Annotated in this window: 15 protein-coding genes; 9 read left to right on the forward strand and 6 right to left on the reverse strand. The window is 63.5% G+C overall.

What is annotated here, in order from left to right; translation table 11 throughout:
• Positions 1 to 360 (reverse strand): GNAT family N-acetyltransferase (locus FFS60_RS23240; RefSeq protein WP_137823288.1); only part of this gene is annotated, 360 nt, incomplete at its 3' end.
• Positions 361 to 537: 177 nt separating this feature from the next.
• A complete protein-coding gene (locus FFS60_RS23245; protein ID WP_051246662.1) occupies positions 538 to 1032 on the reverse strand; it encodes a BRO family protein in 495 nt (164 codons plus the stop codon).
• 580 nt (positions 1033 to 1612) lie between these two features.
• On the opposite strand from FFS60_RS23245, the gene FFS60_RS23250 reads away from it, so the two are divergent.
• The 4 genes from FFS60_RS23250 to FFS60_RS28905 are packed head-to-tail and all read left to right on the forward strand — an operon-like array spanning position 1613 to position 5089.
• Entirely contained in the window at positions 1613 to 2704 is a 1092-nt protein-coding gene (locus FFS60_RS23250; protein WP_137823289.1) for an alpha/beta fold hydrolase, read from the forward strand.
• A gap of 60 nt (positions 2705 to 2764) precedes the next feature.
• Positions 2765 to 3817 carry an alpha/beta hydrolase gene (locus tag FFS60_RS23255; protein WP_137823290.1) on the forward strand — a complete coding sequence of 351 codons (1053 nt, stop codon included), beginning with the start codon at positions 2765 to 2767 and terminating at the stop codon, positions 3815 to 3817.
• A gap of 17 nt (positions 3818 to 3834) precedes the next feature.
• Positions 3835 to 4320: a cupin domain-containing protein gene (locus tag FFS60_RS28900; RefSeq protein WP_028628827.1), complete on the forward strand. Its 486-nt coding sequence runs from the start codon at positions 3835 to 3837 to the stop codon at positions 4318 to 4320.
• Complete coding sequence (locus FFS60_RS28905) at positions 4298 to 5089, forward strand: carboxymuconolactone decarboxylase family protein (protein WP_028628828.1); 792 nt, start codon at positions 4298 to 4300, stop codon at positions 5087 to 5089. Before FFS60_RS28900 ends, FFS60_RS28905 begins: the two co-directional genes overlap by 23 nt.
• A gap of 8 nt (positions 5090 to 5097) precedes the next feature.
• On the opposite strand, the gene FFS60_RS23265 is transcribed toward FFS60_RS28905, so the two are convergent.
• Together FFS60_RS23265 and FFS60_RS23270 are read right to left on the reverse strand one after the other, a co-directional pair.
• Positions 5098 to 5991 (reverse strand): LysR family transcriptional regulator, encoded by an 894-nt coding sequence (locus tag FFS60_RS23265; RefSeq protein WP_028628829.1) that lies wholly within the window; start codon positions 5989 to 5991, stop codon positions 5098 to 5100.
• A 241-nt stretch (positions 5992 to 6232) separates the two neighbouring features.
• On the reverse strand, positions 6233 to 7105 hold the full coding sequence (locus FFS60_RS23270) for a WYL domain-containing protein (protein ID WP_137823291.1): 873 nt from the start codon (positions 7103 to 7105) through the stop codon (positions 6233 to 6235).
• Between the two features lie 115 nt (positions 7106 to 7220).
• On the opposite strand from FFS60_RS23270, the gene FFS60_RS23275 reads away from it, so the two are divergent.
• Together FFS60_RS23275 and FFS60_RS23280 are read left to right on the forward strand one after the other, a co-directional pair.
• Entirely contained in the window at positions 7221 to 7469 is a 249-nt protein-coding gene (locus FFS60_RS23275) for a hypothetical protein (protein WP_137823292.1), read from the forward strand.
• A gap of 88 nt (positions 7470 to 7557) precedes the next feature.
• The gene (locus FFS60_RS23280) at positions 7558 to 8454 is read left to right on the forward strand and encodes a LysR substrate-binding domain-containing protein (RefSeq protein ID WP_028628832.1); all 897 of its coding nucleotides are present in this window, start codon (positions 7558 to 7560) and stop codon (positions 8452 to 8454) included.
• A 79-nt stretch (positions 8455 to 8533) separates the two neighbouring features.
• On the opposite strand, the gene FFS60_RS23285 is transcribed toward FFS60_RS23280, so the two are convergent.
• Together FFS60_RS23285 and FFS60_RS23290 are read right to left on the reverse strand one after the other, a co-directional pair.
• Complete coding sequence (locus FFS60_RS23285; RefSeq protein ID WP_137823293.1) at positions 8534 to 10237, reverse strand: BCCT family transporter; 1704 nt, start codon at positions 10235 to 10237, stop codon at positions 8534 to 8536.
• 257 nt (positions 10238 to 10494) lie between these two features.
• Positions 10495 to 11109 carry a DUF4157 domain-containing protein gene (locus tag FFS60_RS23290; RefSeq protein WP_137823294.1) on the reverse strand — a complete coding sequence of 205 codons (615 nt, stop codon included), beginning with the start codon at positions 11107 to 11109 and terminating at the stop codon, positions 10495 to 10497.
• Positions 11110 to 11318: 209 nt separating this feature from the next.
• Between FFS60_RS23290 and FFS60_RS23295 the strand changes: the two genes are divergently transcribed.
• The 3 genes from FFS60_RS23295 to FFS60_RS23305 all read left to right on the forward strand — a co-directional run bounded on the left by FFS60_RS23295 (position 11319) and on the right by FFS60_RS23305 (position 15578).
• The gene (locus tag FFS60_RS23295) at positions 11319 to 12269 is read left to right on the forward strand and encodes a GlxA family transcriptional regulator (protein ID WP_137823295.1); all 951 of its coding nucleotides are present in this window, start codon (positions 11319 to 11321) and stop codon (positions 12267 to 12269) included.
• Between the two features lie 275 nt (positions 12270 to 12544).
• Positions 12545 to 13480, forward strand: coding sequence for a LysR substrate-binding domain-containing protein (locus FFS60_RS23300; RefSeq protein WP_137823296.1), 936 nt, complete (start codon positions 12545 to 12547; stop codon positions 13478 to 13480).
• A gap of 259 nt (positions 13481 to 13739) precedes the next feature.
• On the forward strand, positions 13740 to 15578 hold the full coding sequence (locus tag FFS60_RS23305) for an amidohydrolase (RefSeq protein ID WP_137823318.1): 1839 nt from the start codon (positions 13740 to 13742) through the stop codon (positions 15576 to 15578).
• The last annotated feature ends 62 nt before the right edge of the window (positions 15579 to 15640 follow it).

The following is a 15640-nucleotide window of genomic DNA, read 5'->3' on the forward strand; positions in this document are numbered from 1 at the left end:
CATCAGGGCCGAAGCCAAGCCCCGGCGCCGGTAGGCAGGTTCAACGAATACGTTCAGCACATAGCCGCGCTGGTCCGAGGCTGGATGGGACGGGTGAGGGGGCCAGTCGATACTCATCAGGCCAATCGCCGCAGCAGGCTGCTCGGCGTCCATCAGCGCGAAGCCGTAGTAGCGGCCGTCGAGTAGGCGTTGCTGCAGCCAGGGGCGGAAATGCTCGGTCATCAGGCGCAATTTCGAGGGGTCGCCTTCAGCCTCGAGGAACATCGTTTCGCGGTGCACGCAGATGATCTCAAGGTCATCGGGCCCGAGCCTGCGAGCCGTCAAGCCTGCAAAGTCGATGTTGCCGGGTATGTCGTTCATCGCGGGCACCTGGACGGAAAAATCCAAATCTAGGGCGGGCGGGCACGAGGTGACAGACACAGATTGGATAAAAGCGCGTCATACAGCGGTCGTAGGACTCGGCCTCCGCCGCGCTCTGCACCAAGCTCCGGTTCGCAGTTCAGGCAAAGGCGCCGCCAATGGGCGGCGCCTTTGTTTTCAGATTCGCCACCAGCTCGGCAGGCGGCTGGGGCTTTGCGGGGCTTGTTGTGATGCGAAGTGGGGAAGTTCTTCCAGGGGCACCCAGAGTCTTCCTTGCCATTCCAGCAGGCTTTGCCGCAGGCCGTCCCATTTCATCACTACGCGTCGGGGTTGGCTGGGGGCGAGGGATTCGGCGTCGCGCAGGGTGGGGAAGAACTCGTGGTCGAGCCAGTAGCGGAGGCTGCGGTTTTCGGGGCGGTAGTAGCGGCAAAGGGTGCGGTAGGTGGCGGACTGGCTGATGACGGGGACGTTCTCTTCGTTGCCGGTGGCGTAGAGGAAACGCAGGGTCTGGCGCTGGTCGGGGTCCATCTGGTCGTAGAGGCGCTGGTGATGTTTGTGGCCGATGAGCCGGGCGAAGTCGAAGGCGCTGGTCCAGGGCTGGCCGTCGATCATCACGCCGCGCAGGGGGCGGGTGTAGCGGTGGAGGGTGATGGGGGTGAATGCTTCATGCATGGGTGTAACTCCTGGGACTGGTTGAGGAGCTACCGTCGTTCGCTGTCAATCGAAGGGCGGCAGACCGCGCGGGGTTGACAGACCGGGTCCAGGATCCGGCAGATCACGAGGATCTCCCCACGCGATCTGCCATGAAGCGTTGCAGCAAATACTGCACGCGTATCAGAGCCTGCAAAGAACCTTCGCTGTTCCTCGCATGCACCGGTTGGCGCAATCGCGCCTGGACAACGGGCTGTCAAACCCGGCCACGGGATTGACCGTGGCGGACCGGAACACTATCGAGCGCGCTTGTAGGCCCTCAAGGTTACTGGTGTGTGGGAAATTTCTCTGTAGGACGGCGAAAGCGGGTGTGGTGCAGGTGTGTAGGCCGAGGGCCCGCAATGAACGGGTGATACCGAGCCCGGCCGATCAACGCTCACCTCCGGCCCCTCGTCGTGGACGCTGATGCTTGTCTCGGGGAGCTGAGTTCACACGGTTTATCTATGTGTTTCTGGTATCAGTACTATTCGACTGGTGCTATTCATTAATCAATGCGCGAGGGGTAGCTTGGTGCTCTGTTATTTCAAACCGAGCGCAACCCATGACCCCGCACATCATTCATAAGTGCATGCCTGCGATTAAGGCAGGCACCCTGTGTATCGCGCTATGCACCTCTGCGGTTGTCAGCGCGGGTGATCGCAGTCCGCTGGTCATCAAGGACCAGGGAAGCCTGATTGCCGGCGGTGGGCTGATCACCCAGCCAGGTAGCTTCGACCCCTACAAGCCTACGAAGCCCGATGGCCAGAGCTACCACGGTGACCATGTGTACGCGTTCTATCAGGTGCCGGTCGACGCTCGCCCGCTGCCGATCGTCATGTGGCACGGCGCAGGGCAATCCGCGAAGTCCTGGGAGACGACGGCCGATGGACGTGAAGGGTTCCAGAACATCTTCCTGCGTCGCGGCTTCTCCACCTATCTGATCGACCAGCCGCGCCGGGGCGATGCGGGACGGAGCCTGGTTGAAACAGCGATCAAGCCGGTCGCGGATGAGCAGATGTGGTTCAACCAGTTCCGCATCGGCCTGTGGCCCGAGACCTTCGAGGGCAGCCAGTTTCCGCGAGGACAGGAGGCGCTGGAGCAGTTCTTCCGTTCGATGACGCCCAACACCGGCCCTTACGACATCGAGGTTGTATCCGATGGCGTATCCGCACTGCTGGAGAAGACTGGCCCCGCCATCTTGTTCACCCATTCGCAGGGTGGCGGGCCCGGTTGGCTGACTGCGATCAAGAACCGCAACGTGCGGGCGATTGTGGCGTTCGAGCCGGGCAGCAGCTTCGTGTTTCCAGAAGGGGAAGTGCCCGCGCCGATTCCCAGCGCGTTCGACACGCTCTCGGCCCATGTCGTATCCAAGGCGCAGTTCGCAGCGCTGACTCGCATCCCCATCGTCATTTTCTATGGCGACAACATCCCCGCCAAACCGGTTCGTTTGCCTGCTCAGGACAGCTGGCGTGCCCGGCTCGAGATGGCGCGCCTGTGGCGGGATACGGTGAATCGTCATGGCGGCGACGTAACGCTCATTCACTTGCCGGAGATCGGGATCAAGGGCAACTCCCATTTTCCGTTCTCGGACATCAACAACGTCGAAATCGCGGATCTGGTTTCGAAGTTTCTCGCAGAAAAAGACCTGGATTGACCACGCGCACGGCGATGGCCGCCGTGCCTTTTAGCGTCAGAAATTGGCAGGAGTTTTCAGATGAAGCGAACGATAAAGGCGACCCTCATGGCCGCCATGGTCGGGATGTTGTCGGCCGAGGCCGGCGCTGGGGATTACAAGCAGAACCCATTCACCCTGGTTTACGACGGTGCGATTGCGAAGAACGAGCCGGGCAAGATCAACATCCACCCGGTCACGTACACACTCAATGGCCTGGATATTTCAGCCAACGTCTACACCCCCGCGAACTACGATCCGGCGAAGCAATATCCAGCAGTCGTGGTGGCGCATCCCAATGGTGGGGTTAAAGAGCAGGTCGCAGGTCTGTATGCCCAGCGATTGGCGGATCAGGGCTACATTACGATCACTGCTGATGCGGCCTATCAGGGGGCGAGTGGCGGTCAGCCGCGCAATGTGGACAAACCCGCGCACCGCATCGAGGACATCCACGGGATGGCGGATTTCATCAGCCAGTACGCTGGCGTCGATCAGCAACGCCTGGGCCTGCTCGGTATCTGCGGCGGTGGCGGCTATTCATTGGCGGCGGCGCAAACCGACAAGCGATTCCGCTCGATTGCGACGTTGAGCATGTTCAACTCCGGACGGGTTCGTCGTAATGGCTACGTGGATTCGCAACTGGACACCATTCAGGAACGCCTGACGCGGGCTTCAGCTGCCCGCGCCCAGGAAGCGGCTGGTGGCGAGGTGCTCTATGCCGGCGACGCCAATCTGACCGATGAGCAGATCGCCAAACTGCCATTTGATCTGTATCGGCAGGGTTACGAGTACTACTGGAAGACGCACGCGCACCCCAACTCGACCTTCAAGTACACCATGAGCAGCTTGCTGGACCTGATGCGTTTCGACGCTAGCAACCAGATCGAACTGATCGACAAACCGTTGTTGATGATCGCGGGCAGCAAAGCCGACAGCCTGTACATGAGTGAAGAGGCGTTCGCCAAGGCCAGCGGAACCAAGGACAAGGAGCTGTTCATGATCGATGGCGCCACGCACATCGAAACCTACTGGGTTCCGAAGTATGTCGACGCCGCAATGGGCAAGCTGTCGGCGTTCTACGCCAGGACTCTCTAAACAAAGGATGCGTCACCATGAACAAGACTTTGCTCGGGATCGCGGTATGCGCTGCGATTCCTTTCGCCAACGCGGCCAGCGAGGCCAAAGAGTCTGTAGGCAGCCAGCAGATCAGCCGCGCAGGCACTCAGGCTTCCGTAGCCGGGCCGGTGGATAACTTCACCGGGCGGGTGCGCGTCGATCCCTTGTTTCCCGCCAGCGACGAGATCAATGCGTCCGGTGCCTACGTGACCTTTGAGCCCGGTGCGCGCTCGGCCTGGCACACCCATCCCGCAGGACAGCGTCTTGTGGTGGTTTCCGGCGTCGGCCTGACGCAGGAATGGGGCAAACCCGTGCAGCAGATCCACCCGGGCGACGTGATCCTATGCCCTCCGGGCGTCAAGCATTGGCACGGTGCCGCGCCGACCACTGCAATGACTCACCTGGCCGTGACGGGTTCGATGGATGGCAAGAACGTGGAATGGCTGGAGAAAGTGACCGATGACCAATACAACGCACGCTAGACACTGCAAGCCCGGAACGCTGGCAGCGGCATTCGCGCTGAGCCTGGGGCTGGCGGCTACGTCGAGCCACGCTGCCCAGGGCACCCTGGAGCCGCAAACCATGATCACCGAACAATCCGCGTCCGAGACGCTGTCCGCCAAGCAGCAGGCCATCCCGTTGATCGCAGCCGCAATGGCCACGAGCGACATGCCCAAACTCAATGCCAGTTTGAACCAGGGGCTGGATGCGGGCCTGACCATCAGTGAGGCGAAGGAAATCCTCGTGCAGCTATACGCCTATGCCGGCTTTCCGCGCAGTCTCAACGCGCTCGGTGAGCTGATGAGGGTGGCGGAGGCGCGCAAGCAGCGCGGCATCCAGGATGCGCCGGGACGCGAGCCCAGTCGCGTCATTCCCACCGGCGACGAACTGCTCGCGGCGGGCAAGGCCAATCAGACCCGTATTGCGGGCGCACCTGTGCAAGGCCCGCTGTTCGACTTCGCCCCCGTCATCAATCAGTACCTGCAGGCGCATTTGTTCGGCGACATCTTCGAGCGCGACAACCTGGACTGGCAAAGCCGTGAGCTGGCCACGGTCGGAGCGCTGGCCGCTACACCCGGTGTGGAGCCGCAACTGCGTTCGCACATGGCCGCCAGCATGAGGGTGGGCCTGACCGTTTCGCAGTTGCGTCAACTGATCCAGGCGCTAGCCGACAACGGCGATGCCGATGCAGCCAGGCGCGCCCGCGAGGCGTTGGACACGCAGCTGGCTGAAGCCGCTGGGCGGCCGTGACTCTGGGCTCAGCCCAAGTAGCGCAGGGCGTCGCGGAACAAGGAGAAGGCAGGTGAGGCCTGACGCCTGCTCGGATAGTAGAGGTGGTATCCCGTGAACGGTTCGCACCAGTCCGCGAGCACGCGGATCAACCGCCCCTCGGCGACATGCGCCTGTACCAGGTCTTCGGGCATGTAGGCCAGCCCCAGCCCCTGGAGGACGGCCTCCAGGCGCATGGCGATGTTGTTGAACACCAGTTGGCCCTCGACACGCACCTTCAGCTCTTGCCCCTTCTTTTCGAACTCCCAGGGGTAGATGCCGCCGTAGGTTGGCATACGGATGTTGATGCAGTTGTGCTGCATGAGGTCGCGCGGGATTCTGGGCTTCGAATGCCTGGCGAAATACTCCGGTGAGCCGACAACGGCCATCCGCATGTCGGGCCCGATGCGCACCGCAATCATGTCCTTGGCGACCTGCTCACCCAACCGGACACCGGCGTCGTAGCCTTGCGCAACGATGTCGGTCAGACCGTAGTCGACGATGATCTCGATGTTGAGATCGGGATTCTCGGGCAGCAGCTTCGCGAGTACGGGGTGCAGGATGGTGATCGCGGAATGCTCGCCGGCAGTGATACGCAGCGTGCCTGCCGGCTTGTCGCGGAACTCGCTGAGAAATGCCAACTCGTTGTTGATTTCTTCGAACCTGGGAGCGACCACCCGCAGCAGGTGTTCGCCGGCTTCCGTGGGAGACACGCTTCGAGTGGTGCGCGAAAGCAACCTGACGCCCAGTCGCTCCTCCAACTGACGCATGGCCCGGCTCAAGGCAGGCTGCGACATGCCAAGTTTGGCTGCGGCACGGGTGAAGCTGCGCTCCTGCGCCACGGCCGAGAAGATCGCAAGTTGGTCGTAGCTTTCAGCGGTCATTCATGCGTACCTGTTATGAGCCGGTTGAGATTATGCCATCTGGATAGGCAAATCATTCGCCAGGCAGTGGCGAAGGTCCTGGAGTCCCTTTCAGGCGCTAGCTTGCTAGCGAATGCGGACATTCTCGCCAGCAGGAACTCGGCGTCCTACAGGCACTCGCGCTCACCGGTTGCCGCCAAGCAACAGCTAACGCGGACATAGCCAATGAATTCGCCCCCACAATGACGTGGTGTGAGGGCGCTCAGCTGTACAGCCAGCGCTCCAGCTCTTCCAGGTTGGCGGCGACTATCTGTTGGGCCACAGCCTTGGCCTGCAGCTTGTTCGGGTCGATCTGGTAGCGCTGCAGTACGTATTGCACCAGGGCGCCACGGGTATCCAGCACCAGGCGGCCGTCCTGCATGCCGTAGTCGACTTCGATCAGCGTCTTCTGCGACGGTTTCAAGCGCGGGTCCGGCTCGATGATCACCTGCACCTGGGTATTCCAGCCCTCGTCCTGCTCGCGGCTGTGTTCCGAGGCGTCCAGCAGCTCCGGCACGCCACGCAGGCGGCTGAGGACGAAGTCGCGGTAGGCGCGGTTCTTCTCGCAGTAGGCGCGTACATGCCAGCGCATGCCGGTGTAGACCAGGGTGTGCGGGGCGATCAGGCGGATTTCCGGGGCGGGGTTGGCCAGGGAGACGTACTCGGTTTCCAGCCGCAGCCCTTCCCGACAGGCCTTGAGCAGCGGCCGCAACACTTCGGGGCGTACCGAGCGGTCTGGCACCTTGAGCACTTCGGTGTGGGCGTAGGCCAGGGCCAGGCCCTCGATATGGGGCGCGCGCTCGTGGTTGTGGTTGAGCAGGTGGAGGTAGGCATCGGCGCTGTCGTCGATGAACAGCGGACGGAACTGCTTGCTGGGGACATAGCCTTTCAGGTGCTTGTCATATGTCAGGTTTTTGGGCGCATGTTCACCGATGTAGGTGTTGATGTCCTTGGACGCCTGTTGGCGGCTGATGCCGAAGCTCTGCATCAGGTGGTTGGTGGTCAGGCGCCCCTCCCACCAGACAACGGTCTCGATCAGGCGGTAGCGCAGGGCCAGGTCCCAGCGCACGTGTTCGATCGACTGCTTGCGTTTCATGGCGTGCCTCCATCCGTGCCAAAAGTTTACCTGTACACATCCACATTCTAGACCTGTCTTGTGACGCTACATATCTTCGCGTCATCGGGCAAGACCGCCCATTCTGGAGACAGGGATGAACGCAATGGAACTGGCCTGGGCCTTGCTCAGCGGTGCGATCCTGCTGATTGTGCTGCTGATGCTGGCCCTGTTCTGGCAGGAACTGCGAGTGCGCTACGGGCAGGAGGCGCTGGCGGACATGCGTCGGCGCCTGGAGGGGCTGCAAGCCGCCAATGAGGCGTTGCGTCGGGAAAACCGCGAGATGCGTGCGGCCTTGAGGGCGACTGGCCAGTACTTGACCAAGCCGTCTGCGACACCGGGATAGCTATCCCCGCCAGCCTCGGCGACGACAGGGGAGCGGGGCCTTAAGATCGCGCCATCGATGAGAGCATCCATCGCCGCTGGCCTGAATCATGAAGATCCATCCTCTGCCTCCCTTGAACAGCCTGGTCGCCTTCGAGGCTGCCGCCAGGCACTTGAGCTTCACGCACGCCGCGAGCGAACTGAATGTCACCCAGGGCGCCATCAGCCGCCAGGTACGTCACCTGGAGGAGTACCTGGGCAAGCCGCTGTTCGAGCGTGGCACGCGTACCATTCACCTCACGCCCACGGGCAGCCGCTACTACGAAACCGTGCGCGACAGCCTGCTGCACGTGGCCCGTTCCACGGACGAAATCCGTCATTGGCGTGGTGACCAGCAAGTGACGGTGGTCACCAGCACGGCGCTGGCGGCGCACTGGCTGCTGCCGCGCGTACCGCAATTCAAGAGCCGTTTCGAAGACATCGACCTGCGCATCGTCGCTGACGATCAGGTCAGGGACTTTTCCCGCCTGGAGTGCGATCTCGCGCTCTACTACTGCAGCAAACCGCCCAAGGACATGCGAAGCACGCCGCTGTTCGCCGAAGAAGTCTTCCCCGTATGCAGCCCGGCCTACCTGGCGCGCCACCCGCAATTGACGACGGTGGACGGTTTGGCCGATTGCACTTGGCTCTGGCTGGAGGCCACCCAGCGTGACTGGATCGGCTGGCCGGAATGGCTTGATCGACTCGGCCTTGGTCCGCTGATGCCGCGCCAGCGGATCAATATCAACAGCTACAGCCTGCTGATCCAGTCGGCCCTCTCTGGACAAGGGGTCGCGCTGGGCTGGCATCAGTTGGTGGATGACCACCTGCTGACCGGCGCCCTGGTGCGACCGAACAGCCTCGCGCTGAAGACCGAGGGGAGTTTCTGCCTGCTGGAACGCGCCGGTCCGGGCAGTCCGAGGCAGAGCGTGCGGCAGTTCCGCCAGTGGCTGACGGAGAGCCTGTGACCTGGGGCAATCGTAGGATGTGGTAGAGCGCAGCGAAACCCATGCTGTTGGTAGGCGATGGGTTTCGCATTGCGGCTGGTCAGACCTGCTTACGCGCAGTGAGGGCGCCCGCTGGGTCGGTGTTGCGCTGGGCCTGGCCGCTGGCGAGGGCGTCCACCAGGTGGGGCGCCTGGCCGGGGAGGCGACGTCCGCCCGGATGGCCGGGCAGGGCGCCCAGCGGCTCTTCGCGTAGGCAGCGCATCAGCGTGTAGCTGAGCAGCAGGACGAACAGCGCGATGGGCAGCCCCGCGGCGATGCTGGCCATCTGGATCGCCGTCAGCCCGCCAGCCAGCAGCAGGGCAATGGCGATGCCGGCCTGGAGCACGCACCAGACCAGGCGGATGCTCTTGGGTGGGTCGACGCTGCCGTTGGAGTTGAGCGTGCAGAGCACCTGGGTGCCGGAGTCCGCCGAGGTGATGAAGTAGGTCGCCAGCAGGATGCAGATCAGGATGCTCAGCGCCTTGCCCAGCAGCCCCGTGTCGATCCGGTCCATCAGCACGAACATGGCCGAGGTGGTTTCCTGCTGGGTGGCTTGCAGCACGGTGCCGCCCTTGAACTCGGCCTGAGGGCCGGACAGCTCGCCAGCGGCCACGCGCTGCTCGTGCTGGAGGCGGTCTTCCTGTTCGGCCTTGAGTGCCGATCCGCCGAACACCGACATCCAGACGATGGTGACCAGGGTCGGCACCAGCAGCGCACCGACGATCAGCTCGCGAGCGGTACGGCCCTTGGATATCCGCGCGATGAACAGGCCGACGAAGGGGCCCCAGGTCAGCCACCAGGACCAGTAGAACGCGGTCCACAGGTTCTGCCAGCCGTCGTCCTTCTGCGCGTCGCTCCAGAAGCTCAGGTGCATGATGTTCTGGGCGTAGTCGCCGGTGCTTTCCAGCATGAGGTTGAGGATGTAACGGGTCGGCCCCAGGCAGAGCACGGCGGCTACCAGGACGACGGAGAGGATCATGTTCCACTCCGAGAGAATCTTCATGCCGCGGGACACGCCGGCCATCACGGAAAGGGTCGTGACCAGGCTGATGGCGATCACCAGGCCCACTTGCACATTGAGGTTGATCGGTAGATTGAACACCTGGGCGAGGCCGGTGTTCATCTGCACCACCCCCATGCCCAGGGAAAGGGATACGCCAAAGGCAGTGATCACGGCGGCGGTGATATCCACGGCATGGCCAAGCGGCCCGTGGATGCGCTCGCCGATCAGCGGGTAGAGGATCGAGCGCATGGTCAGCGGCAGGCCCTTGCGATACGCAAAGTAGGCCAGCGCCAGGCCGACGATGGTGAAGATCGCCCACGGATGCAGACCCCAATGGAACAGGGTGATGCGCATGGCGGTCGTGGCGGCTTCGTCGCTCAGCCCTTGGGCGAAGGGGTTGCCGGCGTAGTGGGACATGGGTTCGGCCACTGACCAGAAGATCAGCCCGATGCCCATGCCGCCGCTGAATAGCATGGCAATCCAGGAACCGAAGCTGAACTCGGGTTCGTCCTCGTCACGTCCGAGCTTGATGTGCCCGAAGCGGCTCATGGCCAGGTAGATCAGCAGCCCCAGCACACCCGTGACCAGGGCCAGGTAGAACCACTTGAACTGCTGCAGGACGAAGCTGGAAGTGGCCTTGAACACGTCCCCTGCCTGCTCGGCCTGCAGCACGCAGCTCACGACGAAGGCGATCACAATCAGCATCGAGCCGAGCGTCACCGTGGGATTGAGGCCCTTGAACAGGCCCGATTCTGCACGCATCTACATCCCCTCTTGTTCTTGTTCAAGGGTTTCTACGGGGCGCAAGGGCCCAATCTAGAGCGACAAAATGGGGCTAGAGGGGATTGTCGGACAACTCATTTTTCGTCATGCCTCGATGATATTTCGGCATGGGTGACGCCTTCGTGGCCGCGCTACTGCGTGGGCTGAAGCCCACCCTACAGGGGCAATCGACCGGTTACGCAGGGTGGGCTTCAGCCCACCATCGTCATCCTCGCCGACGCCACCAGCAACCTGGCTCAGAGTGCCTTGCCGCTACTCGCCACTGTCGGTTTGAGCGCCCGCGCCACTTCGCCCTGGATCTTGTAGGCCGGCGCTTCCACTGCGTTGAAGTCGCGGGTGTAGCGGCGGGCGAAATCTGCCACGCCCCAGTCCAGGTACTGCTTCACGTGGTGGAGTTCGTGGGCCCACAGCGCGATGTTGTTCTGCGCATCGTCCTCGTTGCGGAAGACGATCACGTCCACCAGGGTCACCGCTTCCACGTCGGGGTTCTGCATCAGGGTGTTGGCGGCATTCATCTCGGCGTCGACGCCCACCTTGTAGCGCGCCGTGTCCAGCACCCGCAGGTCGTAGTAGGGCTCCAGCTGCGCACGGATATGCAGCGGAATCGGCTGCAACTGGGTGGCAAGCATGTTGCTTCGAGATTGCACGATCCACTGCTGCAGGCTGGTGGCGGCCACCTGGTTGACGCTTTCCAGCAGCGGCGCCATATCGCCCGGGGCACCTGGTGCACAGAAGCAGGTCACCACGCACACCTGCGATTGCCCGGCGGGGCAGGCGAGGGCAGCGGTGGAAATGAAGGACAGGGCGAGAATGGTCTGGCGAAGCAATGTACGAGCGGATACAGCGAACAAGGGGCCTCCCGGAGGCGCTGACGGAGCGCACCATTATGGACAGCGGAGGCGGGCATTGGTTGCGCACTCCTCATCCGGCTGTCGGGCTGGGGTCGGCCAGGCGCCAAGCGGAAGAATATCGATCAGGTTCAGTGCGGTGAACTCGCAATTGCGTCTCACCACGTCTTCCCCCATGCTCCTCTCGGTCCCGCATTGGTATGCCTAAGTCCATGAAAACTATAGCGATGGTGTTGTATCCGGACTTCCTGCTCCTGGACATCGCCGGCCCCCTGGAAGTCTTCTCGATCGCCAACCGCTATCTGGCACCGGACAAGCACTACCGCATCACCATAATCGGCACCGAGTCCGGCCCCCTGCGTGCGTCCAACGGCGCGCTGATGCAGGCGGAGTTCACCCTCGAACAGGCCACCGGCAGCTATGACCTGCTGCTGGTACCCGGTGGCCCCGGCGCCTACAACCACCAGCATCCCGAGCTGCTGACCTGGCTGCGCGGCGCGAGCGAGCGGGCCGGGCGTTATGGCTCCATCTGCACCGGCACCTTTATCCTCGGCCATGCCGGCTTGCTGGACGGCCATCGGGTGACCACCCACTGGCATTACACGGAGCGCCTGATCAAGGCCTTCCCCAAGGCGCGTGTGGAGACCGACCAGATCTTCCTCGAGGACCGCCGCCTGGTGACCTCGGGTGGTGTCACCGCCGGCATCGACCTGGCGCTGTCCATGGTGGCCCTGGACCATGGTCGCAAGGTCGCCCTGGACGTCGCCAAGGTGTTGCTGGTGGTCATGAGCCGGCAGGGTGGGCAGGCTCAGTTCAGCCCGTTGGTGGCCAACATCACCACCCATGAGACGCCCATCAGTCGGGTGCAGAACTACGTGCTGGAGCACCTTGACGAGTCCTTCAGCATCGCGCGGATGGCTGAGATCGCCGCCATGAGTCCGCGCCACTTCGCCCGTCTGTTCGCCCGCGAAGTGCAGATGACGCCCATGGAATTCCTGCAGAACGCTCGTATCGACCAGGCCCGGAGCCTGCTCGAGTCCAGTGACCTGCCACTGAAGACTATTGCCTTCCGCAGCGGCTTTGGCAGCGTGCGACTGATGCGCCAGCGCTTCGTCGAGCGGCTGGGGCTGACCCCCTTGCAGTACCGCCTGCAGTTCAACTGAGTGACCGCGTGTCCGCATCGGGCACTCCGATGTCCGTACCCGGCCTCGCTGCGCGGTTGTCGCCCAGTCTCCAAGTGACAAGATAAAGCCATTCGTCGAGAGCCGGGCGCACGCCTGCCCATGCGGCCGCGTGCGCGCACCGGTGATGAACGGGGGGTGACTGCCAACCTGGTACTACCGTGCCGCTGGCCATGGCCTACATTCAATCGGGCCTGGAAATTCCTGCCAGACCCACCCCATCACCACGACACCGATTCCTCCACCAGGATGGCTCCATGAACCGAAACGAACTGCGCCGCGTCGACCTCAACCTGCTGGTGGTGTTCGAAGCCCTGATGTTCGAGAAGAACGTGACGCGCGTGGCTGAGAAGCTTTTCCTGGGCCAGTCCGCGGTGAGCGCCTCGCTGGCGCGCTTGCGCGACCTCTTCGACGATCCGTTGCTGATCCGCCAAGGACGCGGCATGGAGTCGACGCCCTGGGCGCAGGCCATCCTCAAGGAACTGCGTCCGGCCCTGGATGCCATTTCCGGTGCGGTGAGCCGTGCGAGGGAGTTCGACCCTTCCAGCAGTCGCGAGGTGTTCCGCATCGGCCTCTCCGACGATGCCGAGTTCGGCTTGTTTCCCGAACTGCTGCGGCGGCTGCGCGAAGAGGCGCCAAGCATCAAGGTGGTGGTGCGCCGGGTGAACTACCTGCTGATCCCCTCGCTGCTGGCCTCCGGGGAGATTTCCGTGGGCGTCAGCTACACCCAGGACCTGCCGGCAAACGCCAAGCGCCGCAAGCTGCGGGACATCCCCTGCAAGGTGTTGCGTGGCGACGACCGGCCGGAGCCACTGACCCTGGACGACTACTGCGAGCGGCCCCATGCCATGGTGTCTTTCTCCGGAGACCTGTGCGGCAACATTGACCTGGACCTGCAGCGGGTGGAGCGCAGCCGCAACGTGGTGCTGGCGGTGCCGCAGTTCAGTGGCCTGCGCTCGTTGCTGGCGCGCACCGAGTTGATCGCCACCGTGCCGGATTACGCCGCCTGCGCGCTGGTGGAAGGCACTTGCCTGCGTGCCGAGGATCCCCCGTTTCCCATCGCCCCTGCCGAGCTCTCCATGGTCTGGAGTGGCGCGCATGACAACGACCCGGCCGAACGCTGGCTGCGCAATCACATCTACCAGCACATGTCGCGCTCGCTGCATGAGCTGGGTGAACCGGAAGCCGTCTAGCACGGCCGCGCTCCAGTGCGAGACGGCACATACGTGCAATCGCTTTTCGCCGGGGCACGGCATGCTCGGGGTCCGACCTGTGCCACCGCTCCGGCGCCCACTGACCGAGGAACCGTTCATGAGCCAAGACCCCTCCGACAAGAGCCGTCGCCGATTCCTGGCGACCAGTTCCGTGCTGGGCGCCACCGGTGCCCTGTGGTCTGCCCTGCCATTTACCGGCAGTGGCGGCGCGACCTTCGCCAGCCCATCGAGGAACGACATGAATGCTGACCTGATCCTGTTCAACGGCCGTTTCCATACCGTCGACCGTGAAAGGCCCACCGCCAGCGCAGTGGCCATCAAGGACGGCAAGTTCCTCGCCGTCGGCAGCGATGCCGAAGCCATGGCCCTGCGCGGCGACGCGACCCAGGTCATCGACCTGAACAAGCGCACCGTCATCCCCGGCCTCAACGACTCGCACCTGCACCTGATCCGCGGCGGCCTCAACTACAACCTGGAGTTGCGCTGGGAAGGCGTGCCCTCGCTGGCGGATGCCCTGCGCATGCTGAAAGACCAGGCTGATCGCACCCCCTCGCCGCAGTGGGTGCGGGTGGTCGGCGGCTGGAACGAATTCCAGTTCGCCGAGAAGCGCATGCCTACGCTCGACGAGTTGAACAAGGCGGCGCCGGACACGCCGGTGTTCGTCCTGCACCTCTACGACCGTGCGCTGCTCAACCGTGCCGCCCTCAAGGTGGTCGGCTACGACCGCAATACGCCCAATCCGCCCGGTGGCGAGATCCAGCGCGACGCCAGCGGCGAACCCACCGGCATGCTGATCGCCCGGCCCAACGCGATGATCCTCTACTCGACCCTGAGCAAAGGGCCGAAGCTGCCGCTGGAGTACCAGGTCAACTCCACCCGCCAGTTCATGCGTGAGCTCAACCGCTTGGGGCTGACCAGCGCCATCGACGCTGGCGGCGGCTACCAGAACTACCCGGACGACTACCAGGTGATCCAGGAACTGGCCAAGCAGGGCCAGCTCAGCGTGCGCATCGCCTACAACCTGTTCACCCAGAAGCCCAAGGAAGAGTTGGCCGATTTCCAGAACTGGAGCAAGCAGGTCAAACCCGGCGACGGCAGCGACTTCTTCCGCCACAACGGCGCCGGCGAGATGCTGGTGTTTTCCGCCGCCGACTTCGAGGATTTCCTCGAACCGCGCCCGGACCTCGCGCCGAGCATGGAGCAGGAGCTGGAGCCGGTGGTGCGCCACCTGGTGGAACAGCGCTGGCCGTTCCGCCTGCACGCCACCTACAACGAATCCATCTCGCGCATGCTCGACGTGTTCGAGAAGGTCAACCGCGACATCCCGTTCAACGGCCTGCCCTGGTTCTTCGACCACGCCGAAACCATCAGCCCGCAGAACATCGAACGCGTGCGCGCCCTGGGCGGCGGCATTGCCATCCAGGACCGCATGGCCTTCCAGGGCGAGTACTTCGTCGACCGCTACGGCGCCAAAGCCGCCGAGCAGACCCCGCCGATCCAGCGCATGTTGGCCGAGGGCGTGCCAGTGGGTGCCGGCACCGACGCCACCCGCGTGTCCAGCTACAACCCCTGGACCTCGCTCTACTGGCTGGTCAGCGGCAAGACCGTGGGCGGACTGGAGCTTTACCCCCAGGGCCTGTCCCGCGACACCGCGCTGCAACTGTTCACCCACGGCAGTGCCTGGTTCTCCAGCGAGCAGGGCAAGAAGGGCCAGATCAAGGTGGGCCAGTTGGCCGACCTGGCGGCATTGTCGGCGGACTTCTTCAGCGTCGAGGAAGAAGCCATCAAGTGGATCGAGTCGGTGCTGACCGTGGTCGACGGCAAGGTGGTGTACGCCGCCGGCGAGTTCGACAAGCTCGGCCCACCGCAACTGCCGGTGCTGCCCGACTGGTCGCCGGTGGCCAAGGTTCCCGGTCACTGGAAACCTGCCGCCCCGCTGACCGCCCAGGTCCACCAGTGCGTCGGCGCCTGCGCGGTGCATGCCCACAGCCACGAGCGGGCGCGGCAGTCCAATGTGCCAGTGAGTGATTTCCAGGGGTTCTGGGGCGCTTTTGGCTGTTCGTGCTTTGCCTTCTGACCGCCCCCTGCGGGCTCGAAGGGCAGACCTTCGGCCTGCTTGGAGAATGAAATCGCCCCTAC

This window comes from Pseudomonas sp. D(2018) (assembly GCF_005502555.1).
GTDB classification, from domain to species: domain Bacteria; phylum Pseudomonadota; class Gammaproteobacteria; order Pseudomonadales; family Pseudomonadaceae; genus Metapseudomonas; species Metapseudomonas resinovorans.